This is a genomic window from Brevundimonas sp. (assembly GCF_051858995.1).
GTDB lineage: Bacteria > Pseudomonadota > Alphaproteobacteria > Caulobacterales > Caulobacteraceae > Brevundimonas.
Genome location: NZ_JBHYGN010000002.1, coordinates 89,872 through 102,867 on the forward strand (window position 1 = coordinate 89,872; position 12,996 = coordinate 102,867).

11 protein-coding genes and 1 tRNA gene are annotated in these 12,996 nt (G+C 69.4%); 3 read left to right on the top strand and 9 right to left on the bottom strand.

All coding sequences use genetic code 11. From position 1 onward, the window contains the following. Positions 1–5: 5 nt before the first annotated feature. On the bottom strand, positions 6–962 hold the full coding sequence (locus ACTIEF_RS03120; RefSeq protein ID WP_439470740.1) for a winged helix-turn-helix transcriptional regulator: 957 nt from the start codon (positions 960–962) through the stop codon (positions 6–8). 169 nt (positions 963–1,131) lie between these two features. Between ACTIEF_RS03120 and ACTIEF_RS03125 the strand changes: the two genes are divergently transcribed. Beyond that, positions 1,132–2,931 carry an AMP-binding protein gene (locus ACTIEF_RS03125; protein WP_439470741.1) on the top strand — a complete coding sequence of 600 codons (1,800 nt, stop codon included), beginning with the start codon at positions 1,132–1,134 and terminating at the stop codon, positions 2,929–2,931. Here ACTIEF_RS03125 and ACTIEF_RS03130 read toward each other — a convergent pair. The 5 genes from ACTIEF_RS03130 to ACTIEF_RS03150 form a co-directional block, all read right to left on the bottom strand. Further along, on the bottom strand, positions 2,928–3,968 hold the full coding sequence (locus ACTIEF_RS03130; protein ID WP_439470742.1) for a phosphotransferase family protein: 1,041 nt from the start codon (positions 3,966–3,968) through the stop codon (positions 2,928–2,930). The genes ACTIEF_RS03125 and ACTIEF_RS03130 overlap by 4 nt on opposite strands. After that, positions 3,965–4,735 (bottom strand): SDR family NAD(P)-dependent oxidoreductase, encoded by a 771-nt coding sequence (locus ACTIEF_RS03135; RefSeq protein WP_439470743.1) that lies wholly within the window; start codon positions 4,733–4,735, stop codon positions 3,965–3,967. Before ACTIEF_RS03135 ends, ACTIEF_RS03130 begins: the two co-directional genes overlap by 4 nt. Continuing rightward, positions 4,725–5,183: a MerR family transcriptional regulator gene (locus tag ACTIEF_RS03140; RefSeq protein ID WP_439470744.1), complete on the bottom strand. Its 459-nt coding sequence runs from the start codon at positions 5,181–5,183 to the stop codon at positions 4,725–4,727. Before ACTIEF_RS03140 ends, ACTIEF_RS03135 begins: the two co-directional genes overlap by 11 nt. A gap of 187 nt (positions 5,184–5,370) precedes the next feature. Next, positions 5,371–5,447 (bottom strand) — tRNA-Arg (locus ACTIEF_RS03145). An 84-nt stretch (positions 5,448–5,531) separates the two neighbouring features. After that, entirely contained in the window at positions 5,532–6,110 is a 579-nt protein-coding gene (locus ACTIEF_RS03150) for a hypothetical protein (RefSeq protein WP_439470745.1), read from the bottom strand. A gap of 120 nt (positions 6,111–6,230) precedes the next feature. Here ACTIEF_RS03150 and ACTIEF_RS03155 point away from each other — a divergent pair, with 120 nt between their 5' ends. Continuing rightward, entirely contained in the window at positions 6,231–7,988 is a 1,758-nt protein-coding gene (locus tag ACTIEF_RS03155) for a gamma-glutamyltransferase family protein (RefSeq protein WP_439470788.1), read from the top strand. Between the two features lie 65 nt (positions 7,989–8,053). On the opposite strand, the gene ACTIEF_RS03160 is transcribed toward ACTIEF_RS03155, so the two are convergent. Continuing rightward, a complete protein-coding gene (locus ACTIEF_RS03160) occupies positions 8,054–8,923 on the bottom strand; it encodes a lipid A-modifier LpxR family protein (protein WP_439470746.1) in 870 nt (289 codons plus the stop codon). Positions 8,924–9,137: 214 nt separating this feature from the next. Further along, positions 9,138–11,021 (bottom strand): ribonucleoside-diphosphate reductase subunit alpha, encoded by a 1,884-nt coding sequence (locus tag ACTIEF_RS03165; RefSeq protein ID WP_439470747.1) that lies wholly within the window; start codon positions 11,019–11,021, stop codon positions 9,138–9,140. Positions 11,022–11,290: 269 nt separating this feature from the next. Here ACTIEF_RS03165 and ACTIEF_RS03170 point away from each other — a divergent pair, with 269 nt between their 5' ends. Beyond that, positions 11,291–12,028 carry a phosphatase PAP2 family protein gene (locus tag ACTIEF_RS03170; RefSeq protein WP_439470748.1) on the top strand — a complete coding sequence of 246 codons (738 nt, stop codon included), beginning with the start codon at positions 11,291–11,293 and terminating at the stop codon, positions 12,026–12,028. Between the two features lie 187 nt (positions 12,029–12,215). Here the strand turns inward: ACTIEF_RS03170 and ACTIEF_RS03175 are convergent, their stop codons facing one another. Further along, positions 12,216–12,977 (bottom strand): metallophosphoesterase family protein, encoded by a 762-nt coding sequence (locus tag ACTIEF_RS03175; protein ID WP_439470749.1) that lies wholly within the window; start codon positions 12,975–12,977, stop codon positions 12,216–12,218. Positions 12,978–12,996 lie beyond the last annotated feature (19 nt).

Below are 12,996 nucleotides of genomic sequence, written 5' to 3' on the forward strand. Positions count from 1 at the left end.
GCGCGTCAGGCGGCGCCGGAGCCTTCCGGCGCCGTCGCCTCGACTTCCCAGCGGATGTTGCGCGCATCCAGCAGGGCGCCCGTGTTCAGGTCGCAGACGACGGGGTGGATCGCCTCGCCGGTGCGGGTGTCGACCAGCTTCAGCGGCACGCCGTCCGGGCACAGCCAGCGCTCGGCCCAGCCGTGCATGGCCATGATCATCGGGAACAGGTCGAGCCCCGCCTGGGTCAGCCGGTACTCAAAGCGCGGCGGCGCCTTCTGGTAGAGCTTCTTCTCCAGCACCCCGTGCAGGACCATGCGGTTCAGCCGGTCGGCCAGGATGTTGGTCGCGGCGCCCAGGGCCTCATGGAACTCGTCGAACCGGCGCAGGCGGAAGAAGGCGGCGGCCAGCACGGCCCAGCTCCAGTAGTCGCCCATGATGTCGGTCGAGCGGTCGATGATCGCCCGATCGGTCTCGACCGGCTGGGTCCGGCGACGGCGCGAGGTCGGCGGCGGGATCGGCGCCAGTCCCTCGCCCGCCTCGCCGCGCACGAAATGCGGATCGATGGGGTGGCCGCGCTCATGATCGAAGATGGCCGGGGTCACCCGTTCGCCGGTCTGGCGATCAAAGAAGGCCAGGGCGTAGCGCTCCTGCAGCGGCGAGCGCGCCCATTTGCGCTCCCACTGCCCCTGCATGACCGCGACCCCGAACATGTCGAGGCCCATCTCGGTCAGCCGGTACTCCATGCGGGTCGGCGAGTCCTTGGCCGGGCGTTGCTCCAGCAGGCCCGAGGCGACCAGACGGTTCAGCCGGTCGGTCAGCACGCTGCGTGGCATGCCCAGGCGGTCGCGCCACTGGGAGAAGCGGCGCGCGCCATAGAAGGCCTCGCGCAGGATCAACTGCGTCCAGGCGTCCCCCGTCACCGCGAACGCGCGCGCGACGGGATTGCCCATGATCAGATCGCGGGTGGAAATGTGGTCCACGAGCCCTCGTTTCGGTCCTGCCCCGGACCGTTCTAGCACCATGCGCGCCCGAATCGCAGGTGTACGCGTGAAGGCGCGCAATTGGACGATAAATCCTGTTTTGCAAGTCAGTCGTCAGGGGTAGGATGGCGCCCAGATCCGGAGAACCGGACAGGTATGGGAGTTGAGCGTGCTGGATACGGTCGAGGACTTTCATCAGGCGCCCTGTCGCCCCATCCGCTTCGGCGATGTCGGGCTGGAGATCGAGCGGCGCGATGACGGGACCCTGATCCTGTCGGCCAAGGCGCCTCTGGAACCCTATGAGCAGAACCTGCTGCGCCGCTTCTGGCGGCTGGGCGACAGTCAGGCCGACAAGACCTGGATCGCCGAACGCGACGGAGACGACTGGCGGCGGCTGACCTATGGCGACGCCCGGCGCGACGTCTCGGCCGTGGCGACCTGGCTGAAGGCGCGGGGCGTCCCGGCCAGCCGCTCGATCCTGGTCCTGTCGGGCAATACGCCCACCCACGCGCTGTGGATTTTCGGGGCGATGGCGGCGGGCGTGCCGATCTGTTCGGTCAGTGTGAACTACGCCCTGCTGAGCACCGATTTCGAGCGGCTGCGCCATGTGGTCGATCTGGTGAAGCCGGCGGTGATCTTCGCCGAGACGGCCGATTTCGCGCGGGCCGCCGAGGCCATCGCGCCGGAGGACGCGGTGATCGTCAGCGCCGAGGCGGAGGGTTTCTCGGCTGGAACCGTGACGATGGCCGAGGTGCTGTCGACGCCGGATGTCGAGGGGATCGGGCAGGCCGTCGAGGCGCTCGATCCGACGGCGCCCGCCCGCTATCTGCTGACCTCCGGCTCGACCGGAAGGCCCAAGGCGGTGATCCACACCCAGGCCATGATGACCGGCAACACCGCCAGCGGGGCGCAGGCCATGGGCGACGCCTTCGACTGGGGCGGGACCATGCTGGACTGGCTGCCGTGGAGCCATATCGCCGGCTCGTCCCTGCTGACCAACATCACCTGGCTGGGCGGGACGCTGCACATCGACGACGGCCGCCCGACGGCGACCGGCTTCGCGGCGACCCTGCGCAATCTGAAGGAGGTTCCGGTCCGCTTCTACGGCACCATGCCCAGCGGCTACGCCATGCTGGCCGATGCGCTGGAGGCGGACGAGGATCTGCGGCGGACCTTCTTCAGCGAGTTGCGCGTGATGCTGTTCGGCGGCGCGGGCCTGCCCCAGCCCCTGCATGACCGGCTTCAGCGGCTGGCGGTGGCGACGACGGGGCAGAGGTTCATGTTCGTCTCCGGCTACGGCTCGACCGAGACCGGTTCGGCGATCAGCTACACCTGGTGGGAGAGCACCCGCGTCGGCATCGGCCTGCCGGTGCCGGGCGCGGCGCTGAAACTGGTCCCCGCCGACGGCGCCTATGAGGTGCGGGTCAAGGCGGCCAGCGTGACGCCCGGCTACCATGGCGATGACGCGCGGACCGCCGAGGTCTTCGACGAGGACGGCTTCCTGCGGATGGACGACCTGGCCGACTTCCACGATCCGGAAGCGCCGCTGCTGGGCCTGTTCTTCGCCGGGCGCCGGGTCGAGCAGTTCAAGCTGGCCAACGGCACCTTCGTCGCCGCCGGTCGCCTGCGGACCGACCTGCTGGAGGCCCTGCCGGGCGTGTTCCGCGACGTGGTCATCTGCGGCGAGGGACAGGCGGACCTGCGGGTGCTGGCCTGGGCCGACCCGGAGGCGGAGCGACGGCTGGGGGATGTGGACGCCGCCGTCGCCGACGGCCTGCGCCGCTACAATGCGACCCACACCGCCCAGAGCGAGCGGCTGGCGGGGCTTCTGTTCCTCGAAACGCCGCCGGATGTCGAAGGCCATGAGGTGTCGGACAAGGGCTCGATCAACCGGGCCATGGTCCTGCGCCGTCGCGCCGGGGATATGGCGCGGCTGTATGCGGGCGGGGCGGGCGTGATTACGCCCTAGGCCCCAGCCTTCACCGCCTGCTCCCACGCCAGCCGGGCCAGGTCGGGGAATTCGTCGGCGCGCTTGCGGGCCTTGGGCGAGACGGCGTTGCCGCGGATCACCCGGCCGCGGATGCCGTGGATGATGGCGGCGAAGCGGAACATGTTGAAGGCCACGAAGACGTCGAGGTCGGGCAGGACGGCGCGCCCGGTCCGCTCCGCATAGGCGGCGACGTAGTCGGCCTCCGCCGGGATGCCCAGCGCCTTGAGGTCGCGTCCGCCCAGCCCGCCCAGATGGGTCGGCATCCGGTACATCATCAGATGGTAGGCGAAGTCGGCCAGCGGATGGCCGAGGGTCGACAGCTCCCAGTCGATCACCGCCGCCACCTCGGGCCGGCCGGGCCGCAGGATCAGATTGTCGATGCGGAAATCGCCGTGGATGACCGAGGTCTCGTCGGGCAATTCCTTCCCCGCCAGCCAGTCGGCCAGACGGTCCATGTTGTCGTCGCGCCCGGCGTCGGCGACCTCGCGATACTGGCGGGTCCACAGGGCGGTCTGCCGCTGGACGAAGCCGCCGCGACGGCCGTAGTCGGACAGGCCCAGGGCGTCGATGTCGAGGCTGTGCAGCTTCGCCAGGGTCGCGTTCATGGCGTCGAAGGTGGCCGCGCGCTCGCCCGGATCGGCGATGTCGGTCGCCGGGTCCCAGACAATGCGACCCTCGACATGGGCCATCAGATAGAAGGCCGTGCCGATCACCTCCGGGTCCTCGCAGACGCCATGGATGCGCGGGACGGGGAATTCGGCCTCGCCCAAGGCCCCCATGACCCGCGCCTCGCGCAGCACGTCGTGGGCGCCCTTGAGCAGGGCGCCCGGCGGCTTGCGGCGCAGGACGAGGTTCAGGTCGCCGACGGCGACGCCATAGGTCGGGTTGGACTGTCCGCCCGAGAACTGGGTGATCGCCAGCGGGCCGGGCGGGACCTCCATCCGCGCCCGCATCCACGCCTCCAGCGCCGCCGCGTCCAGTTCGAACCCGGCGCGCACGCCTGCGTCAGCCGTCACAGCGATTGGCCGTCGTCGATGACGAAGACCCCGCCGGTGATCGGCGCGGCCTCGTCCGAGCCCAGCAGGATCAGGGTCGGGTCCAGTCCGTCGCCCGGCATCAGGCGTCGACGGGGGAAGCCCTTGATCTGCTTCTCGCCGCCGGGGCTGGAGAACCAGTCGGAGTTCATCTCCGTCTCCAGATAGCCGGGGCAGACGGCGTTGACGTTGATCCCTTCGCGCGCCCATTCGCGCGCCAGACCCTTGCCCAGCGACACGACCGCCGCCTTGGAGGCGCAGTAGCCGGTCAGGCCCGGCAGCTGCAGCTGGGCGCCGATGGAGGCGATCAGGACGATGCGGCCGCGCCCGGCCTCCGCCGTTCCATTGGCCTTGAAGGCGCGCGCCGCCTCGCGCGCTGTCAGGAAAGCGCCGCGCACATTGACGGTGAACATCTGGTCGAACTCGGCCACCGGGGCGTCGAGCGCGAGGCCCGGCAGGCCGATGCCGGCGTTGGCGTAGGCGGTGTGAAGCGGCCCCAGCGCCTGTTCGGCGGCGGCGATCCCGGCGATGACGCTGGCCTCGTCGGCGACGTCCATGGCCACGGCGAGGGCCTCGCCGCCGTCGGCCCTGATGGCCTCGACGACGGCGGCCAGACGATCGGTGCGGCGGGCGGCGACGGTGACCTGCGCCCCTTCGCGCGCGGCCACCCGGGCCAGATGCTCGCCGATTCCCGACGAGGCGCCGGTGATCAGGACGTGACGACCGGAAAGCTTGCCTTCAGCGGACATGGCGCAGTCGGGCCGAGCGATCCAGAGAACCGACCGAGGGCGGGGACTCGCCCGCGCCGAGGCCGTCCAACCCCTCGCTCTCCAGCTCCATCAGGGCGTTGCGCAGGTCCTGGATGCGGTCGATGGCGGCGGCCATCTCGGCGGAGAGGAAGCGTGACACCGCCTCGACGCTCTCGCCCGGACGCCGGTCCGACAGGGCGGCGTGGATATCGGGCGTGGGCATGCCCAGCCGCCGCAGGCGGGCGATCAGCGCCGCCGTCCGCCGCTGGTCGGCGTCATAGCACCGCGCCCCCGACGGCCGCCGTCCGGCGGTCAGCAGGCCGATGTCCTCATAGTGCCGCAGCGCCCGAAGCGTCGCCCCGGTCCGCGCCGACAGCTCGCGAATGCTGATCACCGACCGAAGCGCCGGATTGCCAGAAGTCCTGTGGTGCAGCGGTACGACCGTCATCCATTCCTCCGTCACTTGCGTAACCGAACCTGCCGCGATCAGTCCGGGTTTGCAAGTGAGGCGGGCGCGGCTTTTCGCATCTTTCGCTCGGGGGATGCGGACACGCGAAAACGACCCGGCGATGCGGGGCGCTGTGGTTCTGCCTTTGGGGAACAAGGCTTTACTTCCACCCAGGAAGGAAAGCGAATGGCGCACCCGAAGAGATTCGAACTCCTGACCCCCAGATTCGTAGTCTGGTGCTCTATCCAGCTGAGCTACGGGTGCGCACGGCCGCTAACGGCGAGGGCGGGTCTCTACCCCACCGACGCCGGGGGGGCAAGACCTCTTTGTGGGTTTTAATTCCGGAATTCAGGGGGCGGCCAAAAGGTCCGCCGGGATCGGGGTCTCGGGGGTCTCGCCGGCCCATGTGATGGAGGAGATCCACAGGCGATTTCCGTCGTCGAACAGGCTGATGGCGTTGACGCCGCGCATCACCGGCTCGGCCGCGTCGCGGGCGTTGCGGATCTCATAGGCCGAGAGGATCTGGATCACCGGGCCGAAGCGCTGGACCCGCCGTCCGATCTCGCGCTCGTAGAAGGGCTCCTGCGCGAAGTGGGGCGCGTTGCGGGTGACGTAGTCCGCCGGGGAGACGATGCGCATGCGCAGCTCGCCCGCCGCCGTGCGGCCCGTGCCGCCCATGATGGCGTTGGGGGCGAACAGGCTGTGGAAGCGGTCCCAGTCGCGCGGCGCCCCGGCCTCGCCCGAGATGACATCGTAGAGGGCGGCCACGATGGCGTCGATCGAGGCGACGTCCTGGGGAGCCGCGACCGGCGCCTGGACGGCGGGGGCAGGCGCTGGCGCAGGCGCGGGGGCTGGAGCCGGGGTCTGGGCGGCGGCGACCGGGGTCGAAAGCAGAAGGGCGACTGTGGACAGAAGGATTGCGCGCACGGGGCAGGGTCTCCAGATGGATATGTCCAAGCTTTGTCACGTCCGTGGAGAAACGCCAGCGGGGTTTCCATGGGCGGCCTGAGCCTGCAGAGGGATCGTCCCGCATTCGTCGAGTTCGCCATGCCCCCCACGCTATCGCGCCTGTTCCGTCCCTTCGCCGTCGCGACCGTCGCCGTCGCCGTGGCCCTGAGCGGCTGTGCGAGCGGCGTCCCGATCTCGCCGATACAGGCGCCGGTCGCGGCGCCTGTGGCCCCACCGGCCCGCGGGCCCTTCGTCGCGGCGGCCAATCCGCTGGCGGTCGAGGCGGGGATGCGGGTGCTGCGCGAGGGCGGCTCGGCGGTCGACGCCGCCGTGGCCGTGCAGGCCGTGCTGGGGCTGGTGGAGCCGCAGTCGTCCGGTCTGGGCGGCGGGGCCTTCATGATGGTCTATGACGCCGCCAGCGGCGAGGTGACCAGCTATGACGGGCGCGAGACCGCCCCCGCCGCCGCGACGCCCGAGCTCTTTTATGAGAACGGCCAGCCGCTGGACTTCATGTCGGCGGTGCTGAGCGGGCGCTCCACCGGGGCGCCGGGGGCGGTGGCCATGCTCGCCCTGGCCCAGAAGGACCATGGACGCCTGCCCTGGAGCGCCCTGTTCAGCGACGCCGAACGGCTGGCCCGCGACGGCTTCACCGTCAGCCCGCGTCTGGCCGGGATGATCGCCCTGAACCGGGGCGCGGCGCGCACCCGCTGGGCCGACGCCTATTTCACCAAGCCGGACGGCAACCGCTATGTCGCGGGCGACACCCTGCGGAACCCGGACTACGCCCGCACCGTCGCCGATCTGGCGGCGCGGGGGCCGGAGGTCTTCTATCGCGGCCGGATCGCGCAGGAGATCGCGGCGACGGTGGCGCAGGAGCCGCGTCCGGGCGCCCTGACCGCCGCCGACATCGCCGCCTATCAGCCGATCGAGCGCGGAGCCCTGTGCCGCCCCTACCGCATCTATGTGGTCTGTGTGCCGCCGCCGCCGTCGTCGGGCGTGGCGGTGCTGCAACTGCTGGCCATGGCCGAGCGGACGCCGGACATCGACGACGGCGCCGACAGCCTCGCCGCCTGGACCGCCTTCGCCCAGCTGCAGCGGCTGATGTACGCCGACCGCGACCGCTATGTGGGCGACCCCGCCTTCGTCGGCGTGCCGGTGCAGGGTCTGCTGGACCCGACCTATGTGGCCCAGCGCGCGGCCCTGGCCCCCGGCCTGACCGGCGCGGCGCAGCCGGGCAACCCGCCCGGCGGCGCCCTGACCGGCCCCGACGCGACGCACGAGCCCGCCGGGACCTCGCACATGGTCATCGTCGACGCGGTCGGGAACGCGGTCAGCATGACCACCACGGTCGAGAGCATCTTCGGCTCGGGCCGGATGGTCGGCGGCTTCTTCCTGAACAACCAGCTGACGGACTTCTCCTTCTCGCCGACCCGCACGGACGGCGCGCCGGCGGCCAATGCGGTGGCGGCGGGCAAGCGGCCGCGCTCGTCCATGGCGCCGATCATCGTGCTGGACCGCGAGGGGCGGCTGGTCGGGGCCTTCGGCTCGCCGGGCGGGCCGTCGATCCTCGCCTACAACACCAAGGCCCTGATCGGGGTGCTGGACTGGAACCTGCCGGTGGCCGAGGCCTTCGCCCTGCCGAATCTGGTGGCGCGCGGGGACGGGTTCGGAGCCGATACGGACCGGTTCACGCCCGCTCTGCGGGACGGGCTGATCGCCAACGGCATCGCCCTGCGTCCGAACGCCAGCGAGAACTCGGGCCTGCACGGCGGCATCTGGCGCCAGCGCGCCGATGGCCAATGGGGCTGGGACGGCGCGGCGGACGACCGGCGCGAGGGCGTGGCGAGGACGGAATAGGAATTAGGGCGTAGGTCGGCGGGGCGGAGACGCTTCCCTAACCCTGATCCCTACGCCCTAAGCCCTCACTCGGGCTTGATGCTCAGCTGGAAGGCGATCAGGCCTTCGGAGACGTCGCTGTCGACGCCCGGACCGGCGTTGAAGCCCTCGACGCCGATCTCGCGATAGACCAGCCCGACGGAGCTCTGCATCGCGCCCCGGCGCATGGCCACGCCGATGGAGGCGTCGCCCATGAAGTTGCCGCTGTCGTGGCTGACGCCCGAGCGGGCGTAGTCGCCGTCGCGGGTCCGGGCGAAATTGTAGCCGACGGCCCGGCCCGAACCAGCGGCGTAGACGTACCAGCGCGGGCGCTCTCCGAAGGCGTCCGAGCCCTCGGGGACCACGCGATTCAGATCGCGCCCGATGCGCAGGGTGGCGCCGGCCTCGGTCGAGCCGCCGCGGCTGCCGACGCCCACCCCGATGTGCGGGGTCAGGGTGACGTCCAGCCCCGAGCCGGTCTGACCGAGGGTCTCGGTCCAGCCGCGCACATAGGTGACGTCGTAGTGCTCGGCCTCCAGGGCGGCGGCGTCGAGCGGGTTGGGCGGCAGGGGCGCGCCGTCGGCGCGGCGCAGGCGACCCTCGGTGCGGACCCGCAGGCGGTCGTTATAGGCGCCGCCCTCGAACCAGACGTCGCGGTTGGACGCGGCCCACGCGGCGTCACGGGCGGGCACGAAGCCGTCGCGGGTGGTCACCTCGTCGAAGCCGCGCGCATTGCTTTCGGCGAAGCGGGCGTCGCGGTCTATTTCGGTCAGAAGGTCGGAGACATTGGTGGGGCGCTCCCGTGTCACGGCCCAGGGATCGGCGATGGCGACCTGACCGGCCACGGCTTCGCCGGCGACGGCGGAAGCCGCGCTGCCTGCGAAGACGAAAAGTCCGGCGATTACCGTAATACGCATCAACGGTCCCCTCAGTCCGTTAACAGACTCGACCCTGCACGATCAGGGCCGGCCCGCCAACTGACATTTTCACAACAAGTGTTCGCCCGGATTACGGTCTGAAGGCGGCGCGGGTTCCGTATGGCCAAGCTGGGGGAGGGGAGTCCGGCCCGGCGCGCAACAAAAAGGGGGCGGACGCCGAAGCCTCCGCCCCCTCGAATGTCAGTCCGAGGCCTTATTGGCAGGCCAGGCACTCGTCATAGTCTGTGCGGGCCGCCGAGAAGAGATCCGGCTGGTTCGGATCGACCTCGGCCTCGGCCTTGTCTTCCGAGCCCGCGAACGAGGCGCGCTGCACCGACTTGGAGCGCAGGTAGTAGAGCGACTTCACGCCGGTCTCCCACGCGCGCCAGTGCAGCATGTGCAGGTCCCACTTATCCACGTCGCCGGGGATGAAGAGGTTGATCGACTGGGCCTGGCAGATTTCCGGGGCGCGGTCGGCTGACAGTTCGACGATCCAGCGCTGGTCCAGCTCGAAGGCGGTCTTGAACACGCCCTTCTCGTCCTCGTTCAGCTGGTCGAGGTGCTGGACCGAGCCTTCGTGCTCGAGGATCGAGTTCCACACGGCCTCGGTGTCGATGCCCTTCTCGCCCAGCAGCTTCTGCAGGTAGGGGTTCTTGACCGCGAACGAGCCCGACAGGGTCTTGTGGGTGTAGATGTTGGCCGGGATCGGCTCGATGCCCGCCGAGGTGCCGCCGCAGATGATCGAGATCGAGGCGGTCGGGGCGATGGCCATCTTGTGGCTGAAGCGCTCCATGACGCCACGCTCGGCGGCGTCCTCGCACGGACCCTTCTCTTCGGCCAGCAGGCGGCTGGCCTTGTCGGCCTCGCGACGCAGGTGCTTGAACAGGCGCATGTTCCACGATTTGGCCATGGCGCTTTCGAAGGCCACGCCCTGCGACTGCAGGAAGGAGTGGAAGCCCATCAGGCCCAGACCCACCGAGCGCTCACGCTTGGCCGAGTAGACGGCGGCGGCCATGGCGGGCGGGGCGCGGCGGATGAAGTCTTCCAGCACGTTGTCGAGGAAGCGCATCACGTCCTCGATGAACTTGGGTTCTTCGCGCCATTCCAGGAAGGTCTCGGCGTTGACCGACGACAGGCAGCAGACCGCGGTGCGGTCGACGCCCAGATGGTCGCGGCCGGTGTGCAGCATGATCTCGGCGCACAGGTTGGACTGCTTGACCGACAGGCCCAGGTCCTTCTGGTGCTGCGGCATCTGCCGGTTCACCGTGTCGGAGAAGATCAGGTAGGGCTCGCCGGTCTGCAGGCGGATCTCGAGGATCTTCTGCCACAGGGCGCGCGCGTCGACCGTCTTCATCACTTCCTTGTTCTTGGGCGACAGCAGGTCGAAGGTCTTGCCGTCGCGCACCGCCTCCATGAACTCGTCGGTGATCGAGATGCCGTGGTGCAGGTTCAGGGACTTGCGGTTGAAGTCGCCCGACGGCTTACGGATTTCGAGGAACTCCTCGATCTCCGGGTGGTGAATGTCGAGGTAGACGGCGGCCGAGCCGCGACGCAGCGAGCCCTGCGAGATGGCCAGCGTCAGCGAGTCCATCACGCGGATGAAGGGGATGATGCCCGAGGTCTGGCCCGCGCCCTTGACCTTCTCGCCGATGGAGCGGACGCCGCCCCAGTAGGTGCCGATGCCGCCGCCGTTCGAGGCGAGGGCCACGTTCTCGTTCCAGACGTTCTGGATGCCGTCCAGCGAGTCGCCGACCGCGTTCAGGAAGCAGGAAATCGGCAGGCCGCGATCCGCGCCGCCGTTTGACAGTACCGGGGTCGCCGGCATGAACCAGAGCTTGGACATGTAGTCGTAGACGCGCTGGGCGTGCTCGGCGTCGTCCGAGAAGGCGGTCGCCACGCGGGCGAACATGTCCTGGTAGCTCTCGCCGGCCAGCAGATAGCGGTCCTCCAGGGTCTTCTTGCCGAAGTCCGTGAGCAGATCATCCCGCGAACGGTCGATCTGGATCGAAGGAACGAGCGACAGGTGGGGGCGAGCTTCGCCCTCGGCGCCTGCAACCGTCTGGAATTCCACAGTCTTCAACGCTTCGCCGCCAGCCATTTGATCGCCGCCCTGAACAAAAAATCTACGAGCTATCCCCGCGCCGCAACCACAAGACCTAGTGGGTGAGGTGCGCCTCGAACCAATATATGGGAGCCAGATGGTTGATGACCCGTCAACGGGCTTGACGATCACTTTCTGGGCGAATCGTCGTCTTGGCGGGGGATTAGCCTGTGGACAGGCCGCGACGCGGGCATGACAAGGTTACGCCATATTCGATCACGAACGCGTGAGTGGAACGTCCCACAAACGGGACCGTTAGCTTGGCCATGACCGGGGAACAGCAAGTCGTATTCTGGCGCCGCGCGCTGCGCATCGCCCGCACCGAAATCGCCGCCTTGAGCGCCTTGATGATCATCGCCCTGGGGGTCATGACCTTCGTCGAGGTCGCCGATGACATGACCGAGGCCGACGGCCAGAGGTTCGATCTGCAGGTCCTGCACTGGCTGCAGCCCGTGGCGGGCGAGCCGCGCGGGCCGTGGTGGTTGCATGAGGCGGCGGCGGACCTGACCTCGCTGGGCGGGATCTCGGTCCTGACCCTGTTCGCGGTGATCGCCTTCAGCTTCCTGGTCATCCAGCGCAAGCGGCTGTCGGCGCTGCTGCTGGTGGTCGGCCTGATCGGCGGTGTCTGTCTGAGCGAGGGACTGAAGGCCCTGTTCGAGCGCGAGCGTCCGCCGCTGGCCTATCAGGCGGTGGAGACGATCAACGCCAGCTTCCCCTCGGGCCACGCCCTGCTGTCGACGGTCTTCTATCTGACGCTGGGGGTCATGCTGACCCGGGCCTTCCCCAAGAAGCGGCTGAAGGCCTTCGTGCTGGGCTGCGCCATCCTGATCGCCCTGCTGATCGGCTTGACCCGGGTCTACCTCGGCGCCCACTGGGCCTCGGACGTCATCGCCGGCTGGTGCGCGGGCGCCGCCTGGGCCATGGCCCTGTGGCTGGTCGCCTATGCGGTCGAACGCCGCCAGAGCGCGGCCCATGCGCGGTTGCAGGATGAAGGGGCGGGGTAGGTTTCCTCACCGTTCGCGTTGCGAATGGGGAGGTGGCTCGGCGGCTATCAGCCGATGAGACGGAGGGGGCGGCGCAGATGTGACGGGATTGGCGGATGGCTTTCACAGGCCTGAGCCGCCCCCTCCGTCACGCTTCGTATCCGAAGCGCGCCACCTCCCCATCGCGGACCGCGACGGGGAGGACACTTTACACTTCAAACACCCGGTACGGCTGGTCGCCCAGGGTCCTCAGCACAGGCAGGGCGACGTTGTAGACGGGGACGCCCTTGTGGGTCTTGCCCTCGGGGGCGCCGCGATGGGCGTGGCCGTGGACCACGAGGCTGACGTTGTCATAGCGGTCGATCGTCTCGCCCAGCCGTGAGGAGCCGAGGAAGGCGTGGATCTCGGGCGGCTCGCCCATGACGGTGTCGACCACCGGGGAATAGTGCAGCAGCACGACCGAGCGTTCGGTGCGCAGCATGCGGATCGAGTTCTCGATCTGGTTGGCGTCCTCGACCGCCTCCTGCACGAAGGTCTTGATGGTCGCCTCACCGAAGGGGCTGAGCATGTAGCGACCGAAGCCGCCGACGAAGCCCTTGCCGCCCGCGAAGCCGACGCCTTCGATCTCATAGGCCTGACCGGTCAGCATCTGGACGCCGGCGTCGCACAGCATCTTCGTCACATGTTCGGGCTGGCCGCACTCATGCTCGTGATTGCCCAGCACCCCGACCATGGGGATTTTGCAGGCGCGGATGTCCTCCAGCAGGATCTCGACCTCGCGGGTCTTGCCGAAATTCACCAGGTCGCCGCACAGGCAGAGGACGTCGGCGTCATCGGCCACCCTCTCGAACAGTTCGCGGTGCGGCCGCTCGTGGTTCTCGCCGACGTGCAGGTCGCCGACGGCGGCCACCCGCAGCTTCTTCTTCGGTCCGGCGTCCAGACCGGGCTGGGGCGTTTGCGGGTCGTTCATGCCGCCCCTCCACCGCTTC

Excerpts from the sequence above, each read along its gene's own strand:
- ACTIEF_RS03155 (WP_439470788.1), top strand. The coding sequence starts at position 6,231 with ATGCCCCCCACGCTATCGCGCCTGTTCCGTCCCTTCGCCGTCGCGACC.
- ACTIEF_RS03170 (WP_439470748.1), top strand. The coding sequence starts at position 11,291 with ATGACCGGGGAACAGCAAGTCGTATTCTGGCGCCGCGCGCTGCGCATC.
- ACTIEF_RS03175 (WP_439470749.1), bottom strand. The coding sequence starts at position 12,977 with ATGAACGACCCGCAAACGCCCCAGCCCGGTCTGGACGCCGGACCGAAG.
- ACTIEF_RS03165 (WP_439470747.1), bottom strand. The coding sequence starts at position 11,021 with ATGGCTGGCGGCGAAGCGTTGAAGACTGTGGAATTCCAGACGGTTGCA.
- ACTIEF_RS03160 (WP_439470746.1), bottom strand. The coding sequence starts at position 8,923 with ATGCGTATTACGGTAATCGCCGGACTTTTCGTCTTCGCAGGCAGCGCG.
- ACTIEF_RS03135 (WP_439470743.1), bottom strand. The coding sequence starts at position 4,735 with ATGTCCGCTGAAGGCAAGCTTTCCGGTCGTCACGTCCTGATCACCGGC.
- ACTIEF_RS03140 (WP_439470744.1), bottom strand. The coding sequence starts at position 5,183 with ATGACGGTCGTACCGCTGCACCACAGGACTTCTGGCAATCCGGCGCTT.